The sequence below is a fragment of the Anatilimnocola aquadivae genome (assembly GCF_049819085.1).
Lineage (GTDB): Bacteria > Planctomycetota > Planctomycetia > Pirellulales > Pirellulaceae > Anatilimnocola.
The window spans coordinates 5,378,804-5,395,721 of the sequence record NZ_CP187419.1 but is presented as its reverse complement, the minus strand read 5'-3'; the positions used below and the strand labels follow the sequence as shown (position 1 = coordinate 5,395,721).

The window sequence follows — 16,918 nt, the reverse complement described above, 5'->3', positions numbered from 1 at the left end:
CGAGCAGAATCTGTCGTTTGGCGATAGCACGACTTTTGTTAGAGTACGCCCGCTGAAGTGTTCCAATCCCCGCACCGACTGCTAGCATTCGCAACTCCACGTGAATACGCTCTCGCGCTCGATCCTGTTTGACCTCATCAAGGTTTTCGCCTTGTGGTTGGTCATTCTCACGTTTGTGATGGTGCTGATTGGCATTGGGCAAGAAGCGGTGCGGATGAATCTCGGCGTCGGACCGACGCTCAAGCTGATTCCGTTTGCCCTGCCGAACGCACTGGCGTTTGCCGTGCCCGGCACGATTCTCTTCTCGGTCTGTTTCGTTTACGGTCGCATGTCAGCCGACAACGAAGTGGTCGCCGTCAAGTCGATGGGTATCTCGCCTCTCACGTTGCTCGCCCCAGCCTTCGCGCTGGCTTTTTTGCTCAGCCTGGTTTCGGTCTGGCTCAACGACGTGGCTTACTCGTGGGGCTTCACGGGCATGCAGCGCGTCGTGATCCAATCGGTCGAAGAGATCGCCTACGGCATGCTCCGCACGCAGCGGTCGTTCGCCAATCCCCGCTTCTCGATCATCGTCAAAGAAGTCGATGGCCGGCGACTGATCCGCCCCATCATGAATTTCCAGCCCAACAACGACATGCCGGCTTTCACGCTCACGGCGTCGGAAGCGGAACTGCGATCGAACCTGGAAGAGAACACCCTCAGTTTGATTCTGATCGATTGCCAGATGGAAACCGACGAAGGACTGCGATTCGATTGGCCGGGGCGAACCGTGCAGGATATTCCGCTGGCCTTTGCGGCCGCGAAAGATGTGGGGGAAAGCAGTCCCGCGCACTTACCGCTACGCAAAATGGACTCGGCGATCGTCGCGCAGCGCTTAACGATTGCCGAACTCGAGCAATCGGTCGCGGCCGAAACGGGCCTCTCGTTGATGACGGGCGACTTTGAACTGTTTGAGCAGCAGAACTGGCAGAAGCGCCAGAACAGCATCGCCAATGCTCGCATCCGACTCTATCGCTTGCAGTCGGAACCGTGGCGACGTTGGGCCAGCGGCTTCAGTTGCCTGGCATTCGTGCTGATGGGCGCTCCGCTGGCGATGCTCTGGCGCAGCGCCGACTATCTCACCACGTTCGGCCTGTGCTTTGTGCCGATTCTCGTGCTCTACTATCCGCTCTTCTCGGCAGGACTCGAGTACAGCAAGAACGGCGTCACGCCACCAGCCACGGTTTGGCTCGGCAACCTCGTCTGCATGGCCATCGGCATCGCGCTTATCCGGCGTGTCGTCCGCAACTGACAATCACGAACGATAGCTCCGCTACGGATCTCGTTTCGTCACCGTCACGCTTTGAATGAGGTACTTGTTGAACTTGTTGCCGTCCGATTCCAGGTTGAAGTTGAAACCCCAATAGTTGACGAACTGGGCATCGTCGATCTTCCACGTGACCGTGTGCCACTTTTTGTTGTCGGGCACGGTGTACCAACCACCGGCGGTCTTAAAACCGTCCTGCGACTCATACACCAACTTGAACCCAGAGTTCTCGTTGGCCGGATTGCGACGGACCACGGCCGTGATTTCGAGCGGCACCGTGGTGTAGGTCAAAAAGTTGGGATCGACGGTAAATACGTTCCCACCGGGAACGTCGCCAGCGCGGGACGAGCCGCCATAAGCAATCACCGCTGCCGCCACGTCCGCTGCCGCACCGGTATGCAAACCGCTCTCAATAGTCTTCTCGCCGAACGTGATCGAAACCGACTTTGCATCGGTGAAATCACCGCCCCAGGGGAACGGCTTGCTCTTGTTAGCCTTGGCTTGAGTGATGAACGTCTCAGGAACATCCAGGACCAGGATCGGAGCGACCGTCAACTCGTAGCTGCGTGCTTCGACGATGTTGGTCGTCAGCGGATTCGCAATTCGAACTTCGCGGCCGAACTCCACACGCTGCGGTTTGCCGGGTCGCGACCAGGCACAAAGTACGGTTCCTTTAGCACCCTGAAAGACAAAGCCGTAGTGCTGGTCATTGAGCAGCACCCAGCCGAGATAGTTCGGGCGATCGCCGAGGTAGCGAATCAGCTGTTCCATCGCCGTGTAGGCGGGGCGAGGAGTTCCTTTAGCATCGATGAGTCCGAGCGGACCGCTGTCGCCATCACGCCCTTCGAACCACTGAATACAAGCTACTCCCTGGGCGATTCCCATGGTGTAAGCCTTCACCAGCGCATGCGCTTGGTTGTCGGCGCCCTTGCTCGAGTCAGAACCAAGCTCGGTGAAGATGATCGGCACGTTCACCTTGCTCGGGTTCTGCGCGGCGAGCATCTTCCGCACCGTGGGAACGATGTTCATGAACACCGCTTCCGAGCCGGTGTTATTGGCCACACCATTCAGCACTTCATATGGATGCAGCACGATGTAGTCGAAATGGTCTTTCGCCCCGGCCTGAATCACCTGCTCCAGGTAATTCACATGAGCACTCTTGGCCGAAAGCCCCACCAGGCAATCAGGCTGAGCCGCTTTGGCCGCGTCATAAGCACTGACGACAATCTTGGCATAGTCGGCCGGCGTTTGATCTTTGCCGGTCCCGTTTGGCGGTTCATTCCAGATTTCGAAGTTCCGGGATTTACCCTTCACATGCTTGGCAACTTGAGAAACGTAGTTCGACCACGCGGGCAGGTTGTTGACGGGCAACGTGCCGGGGCGATCGAGTTGATTCCATTTCGTGTTGCCCATCAGCAGCATGCCGAACTCGAATTTCTGCTCGGCCAGATACTCCGTCTGTTTGTCGAGTTCGTCCCACTTCCACTTTCCCTCTTCGGGCTCAAGCCCGCCCCAGCCCACTTGCGGCGAGCGAAACACATGCAGTCCGATGGCACCCATTTGCGGAATCCAAGCGGCGTTATCGGCAGCCGAACGGTTTCTCACATGGCTGGCCCCGATGCCAAACGGACTGGGGAACGCGTTGGTGCTATCGGGTTGCCCGTCCGCGCTCGAAACACAGAGAAGTGCGGCAACGATGGCCATTGCCACCGGGAGCATGGTTCCACGGCGAAGGGAACAATCGATCATCACAGTTCACGCAGTCGAAAGAAGGGAGGGAAAGGTTTCAGCATGATAATCGATGCCGTGCAAGATTTTTGCCCTGCACGCTCCAACAATCGGTCGACTTGAAACATCGAACCAATATAGACTGATACGGCACGCTGCTGATCTACCTGCTTGCCCGCCTCAAGATCGCCTGCCCGCTCTCCCCTGCAGGAGTTTTGGATGCCATCGAAACTGCTGGTCCCCCTGACGCTGTTGTTTAGCCTGTTTGTGGCGCTCACAAACGCGGCCGAGGTTTTACCAGCAGTGAACGAGCGGTTCGCTGCCGCCACCGGTGACGAAGAGCCTAGTTTGCGACGCCACGTTCTGCCGCTGATGGGTCGCCTGGGCTGCAATGGGCGAGCGTGTCACGGTTCGTTTCAAGGACAAGGTGGCTTTCGGCTCTCGCTGTTTGGTTACGATTTCGCGGCCGACCACGCCGCAATTGTCGGCGGCGATGAACCGCGTACCAACACGAAGAATCCGGCCGACAGTCTCATCCTTCAAAAGCCGCTCTTGGCCATCGATCACGACGGTGGCCAGCGATTTGAAAAAGGAAGTTGGCAACATCATTTGCTACAACGCTGGGTCGCTGCCGGAGCCAAGACGGTTGCCGAAGACGAAGCCGAGATCACCGGTCTCGAAATCTCGCCTCGCGAGATTGTATTCGCGAAAAAAGGGGCGACCGTCCAGTTGAAAGTGATTGCCCATTGGTCGGACGGCACGCGTGAGGATGTCACGCCCATCTGCCGCTTTCGCAGCAATGACGAATCGATGGCAACCATCGATGAAGCAGGACTCGTCACCTCGGTTGGCCCTGGCGATACGGCCGTCGTCGCTTTCTACGACAACGGCGTCTTGCCGGTGCAGGTGCTTCTGCCCGTTACCGATCAACTGGGAGGCAACTATCCGGCGGTTCCTACCCCGACGAAAATCGACGAGTTGGTCATCGCTAAGCTGAGTAAGCTCGGGATTGTTCCGGCTGAACTTTGTACCGACAGCGAGTTTCTGCGGCGCGTGAGTCTTGATCTGACTGGCACCTTACCATCACCAAACGAGATTGAATCGTTCCTGACCGACACAGGCAACGACAAGCGAAATCGGAAGATCGACGAACTGCTTACTCGCCCGGCGTACGTTGCGTGGTGGGCTACCAAACTGTGCGACATCACGGGCAATACGAGTGCGCTCGGTCCCCAAGGTGGCGAGCAGTTGCTCAATGGTGCCAAGTCGCGGCAATGGCACGCGTGGATTGCCCGGCGCGTCGAACAGAATGTGCCCTACGACAAACTGGTCGCAGGAATCGTGCTCGCCGTTAGCAAACCGTCCGAGCAGTCATTCGCGGACTACACAGCACAAATGAGTGCCTATTTTCGCGCGAACGAGCCAGCTGATTTCGCCGAGAGCGAAACCATGCCCTATTACTGGACGCGTCGCCAGCTGGGCAGTTCCTCGGGCAAAGCTCTCGCCTTTGCCTATTCGTTTTTGGGCGTGAGCTTGCAATGTGCGGAGTGTCACAAGCATCCGTACGATCAGTGGACGAAGCAGGATTTCGACCAGTTCGCCGTGTTCTTCGATGGCGTTCGCTACGGCCCCGGTAGTCGCGACGAAACAACGGCCATGAAGCAAGAACACGGGCTGACGATGGACGAAGATAGTGGCGACTACAAACGCCGCTTCGTCACGCTGCTGCAGGAAGGGAAGACGTTGCCCTTTAAGGAACTGACGGTTCCCCGGCCCAACAAGAACGCCAAAAACAGCAAGCCGCGGCCAAACAAGGCGGGCCGAGTAATCACGCCGCGCGTGCTCGGCGGGGAAGAGGTACTTACCAATGAATACCCCGATCCGCGTCAGCCTTTGATGGACTGGATGCGCGCTGAGGAGAACCCATATTTTGCCAGGGCCTTCGTGAATCGCGTCTGGGCGAACTACTTTCACGTCGCCTTGATCGATCCACCCGATGATCTCAATCTGGCCAACCCGCCCAGCAATCCGGCGCTACTCGATTATCTCGCCAGCGAGTTCATTCGCCAAAAGTACGATATGAAATGGCTGCATCGCGAGATCGCCCGTAGCCGCACTTATCAATTGAGTTGCCGCCCCAATGACACCAACGAACAGGACGAACGCAACTACAGCCGCGCGGTGATTCGTCGCCTGCCCGCGGAAGTCACCTACGATGCACTCGCCTATGCCACCGCCAGCGATGAAGCCCGCACTATGCTCGATGCCCAGCCGTCCACGCAGCGAGCGATTGGCGAAGTGAGTGGCTTGAACGGCCGCGATGCCGGCGCAAGCAGCTATGCCGTCAACCTGTTTGGCAAGCCAGCGCGAGCAATCAATTGCGACTGTGAACGCTCGGCTGAGCCTAATCTGCTGCAACTTGTCTATCTGCGTAACGATCAAGAGATCGACGCTTTGCTCGATCGCAAAGAGGGTTGGCTCAAGCAGCTTCGTGGTACGCAGCCTGCAAAGAAGAACAAATCGATTGATGCTAAGCCGCTCGATCACCACGCGCTCGTGCGCGAGGCTTACTTGCGCACGTTGAGTCGCTTGCCGAGCGAAAGTGAAGAGAAGGTTGCTCTGGCAACTTTGTCAAACGCCGCCGATCCGCTCGTTGGACTACGCGACCTGCTGTGGGCGTTACTAAATACCAAAGAGTTTATTGTGAACCGCTGACAGGCTGGGGTCGGGGGGCTTTGGCGAGGATAAGGTTTCCATCATTAATAATCGACCTTCGCCAAAGACTCCTGACCCCTGATTGCTGCGATCTGCCCTGACTCCTGACCTCCGACTCCCGATCCTCACCTGGGACCTCCCCATGACCACTCACCGCTACTGTGACGGTATTGCCCGGCGTGATTTCCTTCGCATCGGCGCGCTCGGCAGTGCAGGGCTGAGCCTGGCAAGCTACCTGCGGGCGACAAGTGCCGGCGAAGTGAAGCCTGCTGCGGGTAAGTCGGCGATCTTTGTGTATCTGGGTGGTGGTCCGCCCCATCTCGATACGTTCGACATGAAGCCTGCTGCGCCAGCGGAGTTTCGAGGGGAATTCAATCCCATTGAGACCAACGTGCCTGGCTTGCAGATCTGTGAGCATCTGCCGCGACTGGCAAAGTGCGCTGATAAGTTCGCCGTCGTGCGTGGCATTACGCATACACTTGCCGGGCATGAACTGGGAACCAGCTATGTGAACAGCGGTAGCCGCCCGGTGCCTTCACTCCTTTATCCGGGTTATGGCTCGGTCATCAGCCGAGAACTGGCCGGTGCCGCCGACTTGCCGCACTTTGTTGCCATTCCGAATACACCACAGCGAGCGGGCTACCTCGGTGTTCGTTACGCTCCGCTGCAGACGAACAGCACGCCCATGGCTGGGCAACCGTTCAGCGTGCGGGGCATTTCGCTCAGTGGCGGGAAGACGCCGGAGCAATTCAGCAAGCGAAATGTGCTGCTCGAACAACTCGATACGGGGCTCGACGAATTCAAGAGGAGCAGCAAGCTGGTCGAAGGACTCGATCGCTTTGGCCAGCAGGCTTTCGACTTGATCAGTTCCCCGCGGGCTCGCGAAGCCTTTGATGTCAGCCTGGAAGATCCAAAAATCGCAGAGCCCTTCGGCACGACCAAGTTCGGGCAAAGCTGTCTGCTCGCTACGCGGTTGGTAGAAGCAGGCGTACGCTTTGCCACCGTCAGCTTTGGTGGTTGGGATACGCACACCGGCAATTTCAAGAAGTGCAAAGAGAGCCTATTGCCGGAACTCGATCAAGGCTTGGCGGGGCTGTTCACCACGCTCGATCAAAAAGGTCTGCTTGCCTCGACGACGGTTTTTGTGATTGGTGAGTTCGGCCGCACGCCCAAGATCAACGATAAAGCGGGCCGCGATCACTGGCCCCGCGCGATGTTCGCCCTGATGGCCGGCGGCGGCATCCGAGGCGGGCAGGTTCTTGGTGCCAGCGACGACAAGGGCCAGGGCCCCGCGGGCGACGGCTTCACTCCCGATCAGCTGGCCGCGTCGTTTTATCACAGCCTGGGCATCGACTTCCGCAAGGAATATCACACCAGCACAGGCCGACCGGTGACCATCGTGCGAGAAGGCTCGGTGATACCAGCGCTCTTTGCGTAGCGTGCTGGCCTACATTTTACGCCAAGATCTCGCGGACGATCTTGCCGTGGACGTCGGTCAGGCGGAAGTCGCGGCCAGCGTGGCGATAGGTGAGTCGCGTGTGATCGATGCCCAGCTGATGCAAGATGGTGGCGTGCAGGTCGTGGACGTCGACCTTGCCGCTGACGATGGTGCGGCCGATGTCGTCGGTCTCACCGTGGACGATGCCACCCTTGATGCCGCCGCCGGCGAGCCAGATCGAGAAGCAGCCGCCGTGATGACCGCGGCCGTTGTTCCCTTCCTTGGCGGGCGTGCGACCGAATTCCGTCGCCCAAACGACGAGCGTGTCGTCGAGCAGGCCGCGTTGCTTCAGGTCGCAAATGAGTCCAGCCATGGGTTGATCGACCGATTTCGCCAGGCCAACGTGCTCCTTCATATCGCCGTGCGAATCCCAATTCGGACGCGAGCCAGTATCGACGAGTTCGATGAATCGAACCCCACGCTCAGCGAGCCTGCGAGCGACCAGACATTGCCAACCAAAGCTAGAGGTTTCGCCCCGCTTCAAACCGTACAGGCTGTGCGTGGCATCTGTTTCTTGATTCACGTCAAACGCATCGGGACCGGCAGTTTGCATTTGAAAGGCCGTCTCGAACGACTTGATCCGGGCAGCCAGATTCGAGTCATCCTGCCGTTGCTGCAGGTGCGAGCCATTGAACTTCGAGAGCAGGCCGAGTTCCAACTCCTGCACTCGTTGTTGGGGAGTGCGCGGGACGAGGTTCTCGATCGGTGCCTTGCCGGGAATGACGCGAGTTCCCTGATGATAGGCGGGCAAGAAATCGCTGGCGTAGACCTGCGTGCCGCCATAGGGCAAGTGCGGGGCAATCACCATGAATGATGGCAAGTTCTGGTTGACAGTTCCCAGGCCATAGCTGATCCAGGAGCCCATGCTGGGGCGCGTGAACGTCGCCGAACCTGTATGCATTCCAACAGCCGCTTCGGTGTGATCGAAGTGGGCCGACTTCATCGAGCGAATGACACAGATCTCGTCCAGTTGCTCGCGCAGGTACGGGAACAGATCGGTGACGACCGTACCACAGCGGGAGTTAGGTGACCACTTGAAATGGCTCCCCATCAATTTTTCTTTGCCCGTGCCGTCGCGGCCATTCGCGGTCGACTTCGGATCAAACGTGTCGATGTGCGAAACGCCGCCGGTTGCGAACAGAAAGATCACCCGCTTGGCCTTGGGGGCAAAGTGAGGCTCCTTCACACTCAGCGGACCGTTGTTCACAGCCGTGCGCGCCGAGTCTGCCGCCATCAACTCTGACAAGATGCCGGGCATGAGCAGGCCACCGCTGACGAGCGAGCGGATGACGTTGCGGCGCGAGAAGTAGGCAGGTGATGTCACGGGCGAATCTCGTTAATCGACGTACAAAAACTCATTCGAGCGGAACAGCACGCGGGTAAGCGAGGTCCACGCTTGTTGCAGGCGGTCGGCAGCGGGGACAGCGGCCATTTCGAACTCTCGTTCGAGGGAATCAAACCACTCTTTCGCGGCCGCTTGTTCAATATCGGTTGCTGGGCGGCCCAGCGTCAAGGCGACCGCTCGTTCCAGGCGAACTTGGGGGTCGGTCGCTTCCTTCAAGAGCCGTCCGGCCAGCTTGGCCGCCTGTTGGTCGAGGAATTCGTTGTTGAGCAGATAGAGCGACTGCACGGTGGTGACCGAACTGTCTCGCTTGGGCGTACTGGTGTTACGGTCTGCGCCATCGAAGGTGGCAAAGAACGGAATGTTGTTCAGCCGGGCGGTCATCAAGTACACGCTGCGGCGGTTGCTGTCGTAGCGATCTCGAAATGGATGATGCTGCGTGAAGCCCCATTTGTCGACCGGCGGAAAAGGATGCGGCTCGCGCGGCATCGTGTCGTCGAGTTGCCCGCTGATGACCAGCAGCGAATCTCGCAGCGACTCGGCATCGAGTCGCTGACGAGAGAATCGCCAATGGTAATCGTTATTGGGATCCTGACTGAGAGCGGCCGTGAGCAGAGCTTCGCCGGCGCGAGCCACCGATGCCAACTGATAGGTGTTGCTGAGCATGATGAGCTTGTGAAGTCGCTTGAGCGACCAGCCATCCTGGCGAAAACGCGTCGCCAGCCAATCGAGCAACTGCGGATGAGTAGGCGGCTGACCTCGCGCGCCGAAGTCGCTGGGCGACTTCACCAACCCGGAACCAAAATGATAATGCCAGACGCGATTGGCCATCACCCGCGCGGTCAGCGGATTCTGCGCGTCGGTGATCCAATCGGCAAGTTGCACGCGACCACTTTGCTCGGCCTCTTTGTCGCTGAGCATTTGCCCGCCGAGCACATCGAGAAACTTACGCGGTACCTGATCGCCTGGCTTGTCGGGCTCGCCGCGCAGTTGCACGTGAGCATCGGTCGCCTTGCTATCTGCCATCGCATACGCAACCTGCTTCCCCGGCTTGCCGTTCTCTAGCAGCGGCACAAAGTCGCGCGGCTTCTTGTCGAGTTCGATGCCAGGGAAAGGGTATCGCGTGCTCGCGAAAATGCCATACAGACCGTAATAGTCTTCGTTCGAGATGGGATCGAACTTGTGATCGTGACAGCGGGCACAACTGACGGAGAGCCCGAGCACCGTGCGGCCGAGATTCTCAATCGTGTCTTCAATGGTCAGATGCTGCGGGTAGTTGTCCACCAGCGAGCCAAATCGCCGTGAGCTGGCCAGATAGCCGGTGGCAACGATCTGTTCGTTTCGCTGCGAATCGTTCTCCGCGGGCAACAAATCGCCTGCAATCTGCTCCCGGAGGAATTGGTCGTAAGGCTTATCGGCGTTGAGCGAATCGATGATGTAATTGCGATACAGATACAGCTGCGGCACGGGATAGTCCGAGTTATCGCCAGCGGTGTCTGCGTACCGAATCAGGTCCATCCAGTGGCGGCCCCAGCGTTCGCCGTAGTGGCGCGAAGCGAGCAGGCGATCAATGACCTTCTCCCAAGCCTGCGGAGTGTCGTCGCCGATGAACGCAGCAATCTCTTCGGGTGATGGTGGCAAACCAGTCAGGTCGTAGGTGGCGCGGCGAATGAGTGTCCGTTTGTCAGCAGCTTGAATGGGCTGCAAATTGCGTCGTTCGAGTTCGGCCAGAATGAAGCGATCGATATCTCCCTGCGGCCACGCGTCGTTCTTCACAGCGGGTGGAGCCGGATTTTCAATCTGCCGAAATGACCAGAATTGTCGCGCAGCCGCCAGGTCGATCTTCTTTTTCACATACCGCGTCGCCTTCGTCCGTGGATCAGGCGCGCCGAGCGAAACCCATTTCTCCAGGTCGGCAATATCGTCTTTCGAGAGCTTCTTTTCCGGCGGCATCTGCAGTTCATCAGAAAAGCGAACTGCTTTGATCAGCAGACTTTGCTCGGGATCTCCAGGGACGATCGCAGGTCCGGTGCTGCCCCCTTTGCGTAGTGCGGCGCGCGAGTCAACGAGCAGTTCGCCTTGCAGTTCTTTCGAATCGGCCGAATGGCACTCGTAGCAATGCTTGACGAGCAGCGGGCGAATGCGGCTCTCGAAGAAGGCAACATTTTCTGGCGTGAGATCAGCGGGGGAGCCATCGTGCTCGCCACGCCAGATTTCGACGCCGGAAAAATTCGCTGCGCCACCACGGCTGGTGATTTGAACGCTGCCGTCGTTCTCTTTAGCTTTGACATCAATTACGTACGGCCCCAGACGATCCCAATGTCCCGCAGTGCCGCTTTGATAGAAGCGAAGCACATCTTGCCCGTTGATGGCAATGCGAAACGTCTCGCTGTTATTGTCTTCCCAGACGTAGACAAACACTGAGTACTTGCCGGCTGGCACGCCACTCAGCGTCACCTTGTTGCCACCCCAGCGACTGCTGCGAATCATTCTCGCGCGGTCCGGGTCGGTCGGTGGATTCAGCTTGACATCTTGGTTGGCAAAGGCCTTGTCGTTCGTGGCAAAGTTCGCAGGCTTATGATCGGCATCATCCCCTTCCCAATCGTGCCCGTCGATCTTCACCGGCGGACCGTTGAGGTTGATGCCGCGATAAAAGCTTGGCCGCGGATCTTCCGCTTGCACTTGCCAGCCAAAACAGCAGACCGCGAGCGCCGCCAAGATGACGCTGCGCCAGCAAGTCACGCGCTGAGATACAGAAGAGAACATAGCTACCATTGGGCAGACCGAGAGAGAGTCTTTCAATGGCTATATCGTAGCTGGCCAGGGCATTCCGCAGCAAGCTGAACGATCGTCAATCCCGCGGAGGGAGGGCGAGGCACCTCACCCTCCCAAAGCGACCTGCACAACTTACTTCAAGTCGCGAATGCGGATGTTCTTGAACTCGGTCCACATGGGCTTGCCCGCATGTAGCTGCAGGGCAAGCACTCCTTCGGTGAGGGCCAACTCAGGGTGATTGTCGGTGAAGTCGAGCGTCAGTCGATCGTTCAGGTAGTGCTGAATATGCTTCCCCTTGGCGATGATGACCACGTCGTTCCAGTCATCGAGCTTAAACAGCTTGGCGAATGCGGGGGCATCGATCAGGTCCGAGCTGATCAGCTTTTTGCCGTCGGCTTCCCAGGTGGCCTTTTCGCCAACGAGGCAAATGCGGCCGCGCTTGCCACCTTCGTCGTAGATGAAGCCAGCGACGTTGGGCAGCTTGTTTTCGTTACGCAGTTCGTGCTGGTAGCCGCGCACGACCCAGTTGTTGTTGACCTTGCCTTCGGTGATGTGCTTCGAACGATACTGCACACCGCTATTGTTGGTGTTGCTGCAGCGGAACGAAAACCGCAGTTCGAAATCCTTGGCGGTGCCATCTTTCCAGATGATGAACGTGTTGCCCTTGGCAGGAACTTCGGCAGTGGTTTCACCGTGAATGACGCCGTCCTTCACGCTCCATAATTTGGGATCGCCGTCCCAGCCTGTCAGGTCTTTGCCGTTGAATAGGGACTTCATACCTTCGGCCTCTTTGGGTGCAGGGGTGCCACCATCGGGTGCCGCCATGGGCAGCAAAGAAGCGACGACGAGCACAAATTGCGAAATCATGTTGGTCTCCAGGGGAAAGGTCAAACATGCCCGCACCTTATGGTCCGGGCGAAGGTACACATCTTACCAACGAATGGCCGCAGAGGAATATCTGCAAGCCTTGCGCACCTGCGTGTTTCTGGTTTAAGCTGTTGTCATTGCTCAATAACCGCCGCAAGGAAATGACAATGCCGATTCGTGCCAACCGCTGGGGAATGTTCGCGATTGCCCTGGCGTCGCTCTCGGCCTGGGGACACATGTCTACTGTCCAGGCAGAGGAGGAGTCAAAGTTGGGCGCTACGCGTGTTGCACGGTGGAAGGATGATCGGACCGCAGCGTTTCTGTTGATGTTCGACGATAGTTGGCCGAGCCATTGGCAGGTCGCCGTGCCGGAAATGGCCAAGCGCGGACTGATCGGCACCTTCTATATTTGTCCTGGCAAAGGGGAGTACGAGAAGTTCACACAGGTATGGGAAGAGAAGGTTTGGAAGCAAGGGATGGTGTATGGCAACCACACCATGACCCACAAAGGGGTGAAAGACTACACGACTGCCGACTACGAAATCGGCGAGTGCGCTCGTATCATTCGCAAGATCTCGCCTGGCAAGGCCGACCGGCTGGTGTCTTACGCGCAGCCTGGTGTGCAAGCCAGCGATTGGAATCTGTCGGCCGAGGGGCTGACGGAACTTCTCAAAAAGCATCACTTGATCGATCGTCCGCCGTTTACCGATCACGGGGCCGTTTATCATCTGAAAACAGCCCCGGATATGCTCGCTCTGGCCGACAAGGCGATTGCGAACCAAGGGATGGAGTACGTCATCATTCACGGGGTCGAACGCATTAAGCCTGACTGGGGCTATCAGGACTTTTGGCCCTTGAAGCAGGAAGTGTTTTTTCAACTTCTCGACGGCCTCCAACAGCGGAGCGACAACGGAAGCCTCTGGATCACCGACCATATTTCCCAGCATCAGTACGAAGTCGAACGCACGAGTGCGGCGGTGAAGGTGCTCGCCGCCAGCGAGCGGCTGATTCGCCTCGAACTCACCACAGAGGCCGATCCGCGATACTACGACTTGCCTCTCACCCTCATCACGCAAGTCCCCCCTACCTGGAAGCACGCCGTGGTGACACAGGGCGACAAATCGATTGAAGTCGCCGTCGAGCGTGGCAAGCTGCGGTTCGATGCCGTACCGGGTGGCGGTGTGATTCAGGTCCGGCAGTCAAACAGTCAGTAGCCAATTCCACCACTGGATGTATTGTCTATGTGGCCACTTTCAATTGGAAAGTGTGTTGACAATGAATCACTACTTTGCGCCAATTGCGGATTGATCTTCGACAAATTGGTGGATCGAATGAAGGCTGGCATCGAGCGGTTGGATGGCGCGACATGGGAGCCGGAACAGCTATCGAGTGTGTAGTCGATTGTGATTGTAGACATTTCTCACTTCTCCTTGGCTCAGCTTCCAACGCGAATTGGCCAGCTGTCATCTCAGCCGAACCAGACCAGTGTGCGGATGGCGGTTCTAAGTGGTCATGTACAATGCATGAACGTTGGAATGTTTAGGGATCGCTCACCTCCCTAGCGATCAAAAGAAATCAGGTACTCAAGAAGTCATTGTCCGCCAAAATGGCAGTGCTGGATGGTTATCAAACGGTTATCAAGAAACGAGGCAATAACTAGCTAGCAGTGTGCCGAAGTGGTTATTGCAACGGGGTTTAATGGGGCTGTTCAAATGCAAAAAAACGCGCGAAAAAGTTATCAAACTTTTGGTCGTCAGAGGCTGTTCAGCAGCGAGAGAGAAAGCTCGCGTAAGGGAAGCTTGACGGCCGTAGCACACGGCCTCCATTGGAGGGCGTTGCTCGGACTTGCGCTATTGATCGTCGGGGCGGGCGAGTCGACAGTGCGCGCCGAAGCGGAACTTTCCAAACAGGCTGCATTTCCGGGCGCGGAGGGCTGGGGAGCGGTGAGCGTGGGCGGTCGTGGCGGCAAGGTGATCAAGGTTCGTAATCTGGACTCCAGCGGTCCGGGAAGTCTGGCCGAAGCCTGTGCGACGGAAGGTCCACGAATCGTTGTGTTCGAGGTCGGCGGAGTCATTCGCGGCGATATTCGGATCACGCATCCGCACCTTACCATTGCAGGGCAAACCGCCCCGGGTGTCGGGATCACGATTGAAGGGATGATCTCGTCCTTTGACCATGGTGTACATGACGTGATCATTCGCCAACTGCGGGTGCGGCGAAATCCCAGCAAAGGGAGCGGAGGCGACTGCGTGCAGTTAGGGGGCCTCGGTCCCAAGCAAGGAGGCACGTACAATATCATACTCGATCACTTATCGCTCAGTTGGGGCAGCGACGAACTGATTGACCTCTACAACGCCCACGATGTGACCGTGCAGTGGTCCACGCTGGAAGAATCGGATGAACAGGGGCATGACAAAGGGGCCCATAACTTCGGGCTCATCTCGGCTGCCGAGGATAGCGGAGCGATCTCGCTGCACCATAACCTGTGGGCACACCACGCGCGGCGAGTCCCTTGTCTGGCACCGTATCGCGAGCAGGCAGCGGGCGACTTCTGCAACAACCTGATCTACAACTGCCGCGGCGGATATGTCGACGATGGACACGGAGCCCGCGCGAAGAGCCCGGTCAATTTGCACCGCAACTATTACCTGCGCGGTCCGCAGACAGCAGAGCGGATGTATCCGTATGCCCTTTCGCCGCAGATGAACTACTACGTCCGGGATAACTACTTTGAAGACTGGGGTTATCAACACCATCCCAAGCACTGGCGGTATGGTGGCACTACGCCGCGCTGGCTGCAGTTCAACAACAACGGTGGTGAACTCGCGGAGCCCGCCGGAGTGCCACGAATCGAAATGGTCGATGCCCGCGAAGTTCCGTCGCTCGTGCTCGCAAACGCGGGTTGCTGGCCGCGAGACCGAGTAACCAAGCGAACGATTGAGGAAGTGAAGAGTAAGGTCGGTAAATGGGGAAGAAACGCGCCGGCCGAACTGAGCGATGAATGGTATCTGGAGGGGCTTGCAACGGGCAAAGCTCCGACCGATACCGATGACGACGGCCTGCCTGACTCGTGGGAAGCGAAACATGGCCTCGATCCGAACAATGCCACGGACGGCGCGCGACTCGTCGCCCGAGGTGGCTCGCCAGGCGATCGCCATGAGGGCTACTCGTTTCTGGAGTTTTACCTCAACGAGTTGGCAGACGGCTTGGTTCCAAAATCATCGCCAAAATTGGTACCCAATTCGAAATGATCGCCAAGAGCTTGGCGAAAGAGTATGCTGTCGGCACCTAGGCCAGCACGCTGAAAACACTGAGCGGCTGGGCGATCCTCTCTGACCAGGAGTTTGTGAACATGAACCAGAATAAAGTGCCTCTCTCACGACGTCGCGTGTTGAAAGCGGCCGTCGCGGCCAGCGTGGCTTCGATGCTCCCCACGATCATTCCCAGCTCTGCACTCGGCCGCGATGGCGCGGTCTCGCCTAGCGAGCGGATCGTGGTGGGCGGCATCGGCATTGGTAACCGCGGCACCTACGACCTGGGTTGCTTTCTCGAACAGAAAGATGTGCAGTTCACGGCGGTCTGCGATATCAAGGAATCGCGCCGCCTGGCGGTGAAGAAGATCGCCGATGCAAAATATGGCAATGACAGCTGCGCTATGTTCAGCGACTTTCGCGAACTGCTCGATCGGACCGACCTCGATGCGGTGCTAATTGCCACCGGACCCAACTGGCACGGGCTGATGGCGATGAACGCTGCCAAGGCGGGCAAGGATATCTACTGCGAAAAGCCTTGCACGAAGAACATCGCTGAGAGCCTAATCCTGCGCGATACGATGGCTCGCACGGGCCGCGTGTTTCAAGCGGGCACTCAGCGGCGGAACCTGCCACACTTCGCCTTCGCTTGCGAACTGGCTCGCACCGGCAAGCTTGGCAAGATGAAAAAGGTCTATGCCCACCCCGCAGGCATGAAGGCCATCATGAGTGCCTGGCTGGCCGAGCAACCAGAGCCGAAGAAAGAAGTCGTCGACTGGGACATGTATCTGGGACCAGCGGCCTGGCGTCCTTACAACCCGGCGCTGCTGAACGGCTTTAACTTTGAAAAGGGTGGCGGCCTGGTCGGTGCGTTTGGTGGCGGCGGCGTGCTCGAGTGGGGTTCGCACTGCGTCGACTTGTGCCAATGGGCCGTCAACGATTGTCCGCCGCCGGTCGAATACAATCCGCCGAAAGATGGCGAGCTCGTTTGCCGTTATGAGAATGGCGTCGAGTTGATTTTCCGCGAGAAGGGTTGGATTCCGCTCGGCTCGTGCCCGGTGCGGTTCGAAGGAGAGACAGGCTGGGTCGAAGCGGGAGATAGCGGCAAAATGGTGCTCAGTTCACCAGCGTTGCTCGCTGGCCGGCAAGTCGAAGAGATCGGCGGTTACCCGGCGACGTTCCACGTTCGCGACTTCCTCGACTGTGTGAAGTCGCGCGGCAAGCCGAAGGGGAATGCCGAAGCGGCCTGCAATGCCCACATCGCCTGCCATGCAGCGAATGTGGCGCTCGCTTTGAATCGCCCGGTGAAGTACGACCTGGCTACGAACGCGTTTATCGATGACGAGCCAGCGAATCGCATGCGCTCGGAATCGCTGCGCGAACCGTGGCGGTTGTAAATCTGGCTCGGCCAGCACCTCGCCCGTCTCGCCATTTCAAAA

Annotated in this window: 10 protein-coding genes; 6 read left to right on the top strand and 4 right to left on the bottom strand. The window is 58.1% G+C overall.

Annotated elements, in window-relative coordinates:
• Positions 1–100: 100 nt before the first annotated feature.
• Positions 101–1,288 carry an LptF/LptG family permease gene (locus tag NA78x_RS21250; RefSeq protein WP_425614386.1) on the top strand — a complete coding sequence of 396 codons (1,188 nt, stop codon included), beginning with the start codon at positions 101–103 and terminating at the stop codon, positions 1,286–1,288.
• Between the two features lie 21 nt (positions 1,289–1,309).
• Here NA78x_RS21250 and NA78x_RS21245 read toward each other — a convergent pair whose 3' ends face one another.
• Positions 1,310–3,022, bottom strand: coding sequence for a hypothetical protein (locus tag NA78x_RS21245; RefSeq protein WP_425614385.1), 1,713 nt, complete (start codon positions 3,020–3,022; stop codon positions 1,310–1,312).
• Positions 3,023–3,250: 228 nt separating this feature from the next.
• Between NA78x_RS21245 and NA78x_RS21240 the strand changes: the two genes are divergently transcribed.
• Together NA78x_RS21240 and NA78x_RS21235 are read left to right on the top strand one after the other, a co-directional pair.
• Complete coding sequence (locus NA78x_RS21240) at positions 3,251–5,746, top strand: DUF1549 domain-containing protein (protein ID WP_425614384.1); 2,496 nt, start codon at positions 3,251–3,253, stop codon at positions 5,744–5,746.
• A gap of 142 nt (positions 5,747–5,888) precedes the next feature.
• Positions 5,889–7,184 carry a DUF1501 domain-containing protein gene (locus NA78x_RS21235; protein WP_425614383.1) on the top strand — a complete coding sequence of 432 codons (1,296 nt, stop codon included), beginning with the start codon at positions 5,889–5,891 and terminating at the stop codon, positions 7,182–7,184.
• A gap of 16 nt (positions 7,185–7,200) precedes the next feature.
• On the opposite strand, the gene NA78x_RS21230 is transcribed toward NA78x_RS21235, so the two are convergent.
• From NA78x_RS21230 to NA78x_RS21220, 3 genes are all read right to left on the bottom strand, one after another.
• Positions 7,201–8,568, bottom strand: a complete 1,368-nt coding sequence (locus tag NA78x_RS21230; RefSeq protein WP_425614382.1) for a DUF1501 domain-containing protein — start codon at positions 8,566–8,568, stop codon at positions 7,201–7,203.
• A gap of 12 nt (positions 8,569–8,580) precedes the next feature.
• Positions 8,581–11,352 (bottom strand): PSD1 and planctomycete cytochrome C domain-containing protein, encoded by a 2,772-nt coding sequence (locus NA78x_RS21225; RefSeq protein ID WP_425614381.1) that lies wholly within the window; start codon positions 11,350–11,352, stop codon positions 8,581–8,583.
• A 141-nt stretch (positions 11,353–11,493) separates the two neighbouring features.
• A complete protein-coding gene (locus NA78x_RS21220) occupies positions 11,494–12,228 on the bottom strand; it encodes a 3-keto-disaccharide hydrolase (RefSeq protein ID WP_425614380.1) in 735 nt (244 codons plus the stop codon).
• A gap of 167 nt (positions 12,229–12,395) precedes the next feature.
• On the opposite strand from NA78x_RS21220, the gene NA78x_RS21215 reads away from it, so the two are divergent.
• The 3 genes from NA78x_RS21215 to NA78x_RS21205 all read left to right on the top strand — a co-directional run bounded on the left by NA78x_RS21215 (position 12,396) and on the right by NA78x_RS21205 (position 16,876).
• Positions 12,396–13,442: a polysaccharide deacetylase family protein gene (locus NA78x_RS21215; protein ID WP_425614379.1), complete on the top strand. Its 1,047-nt coding sequence runs from the start codon at positions 12,396–12,398 to the stop codon at positions 13,440–13,442.
• A 621-nt stretch (positions 13,443–14,063) separates the two neighbouring features.
• Positions 14,064–15,479, top strand: a complete 1,416-nt coding sequence (locus NA78x_RS21210) for a hypothetical protein (protein WP_425614378.1) — start codon at positions 14,064–14,066, stop codon at positions 15,477–15,479.
• 101 nt (positions 15,480–15,580) lie between these two features.
• On the top strand, positions 15,581–16,876 hold the full coding sequence (locus tag NA78x_RS21205; RefSeq protein WP_425614377.1) for a Gfo/Idh/MocA family protein: 1,296 nt from the start codon (positions 15,581–15,583) through the stop codon (positions 16,874–16,876).
• The last annotated feature ends 42 nt before the right edge of the window (positions 16,877–16,918 follow it).

Bases quoted from the DNA above. Each gene is read 5' to 3' on its own strand.
- NA78x_RS21245 (WP_425614385.1), bottom strand. From the start codon at position 3,022: ATGCTCCCGGTGGCAATGGCCATCGTTGCCGCACTTCTCTGTGTTTCG.
- NA78x_RS21240 (WP_425614384.1), top strand. From the start codon at position 3,251: ATGCCATCGAAACTGCTGGTCCCCCTGACGCTGTTGTTTAGCCTGTTT.
- NA78x_RS21235 (WP_425614383.1), top strand. From the start codon at position 5,889: ATGACCACTCACCGCTACTGTGACGGTATTGCCCGGCGTGATTTCCTT.
- NA78x_RS21225 (WP_425614381.1), bottom strand. From the start codon at position 11,352: ATGTTCTCTTCTGTATCTCAGCGCGTGACTTGCTGGCGCAGCGTCATC.
- NA78x_RS21220 (WP_425614380.1), bottom strand. From the start codon at position 12,228: ATGATTTCGCAATTTGTGCTCGTCGTCGCTTCTTTGCTGCCCATGGCG.
- NA78x_RS21215 (WP_425614379.1), top strand. From the start codon at position 12,396: ATGCCGATTCGTGCCAACCGCTGGGGAATGTTCGCGATTGCCCTGGCG.
- NA78x_RS21205 (WP_425614377.1), top strand. From the start codon at position 15,581: ATGAACCAGAATAAAGTGCCTCTCTCACGACGTCGCGTGTTGAAAGCG.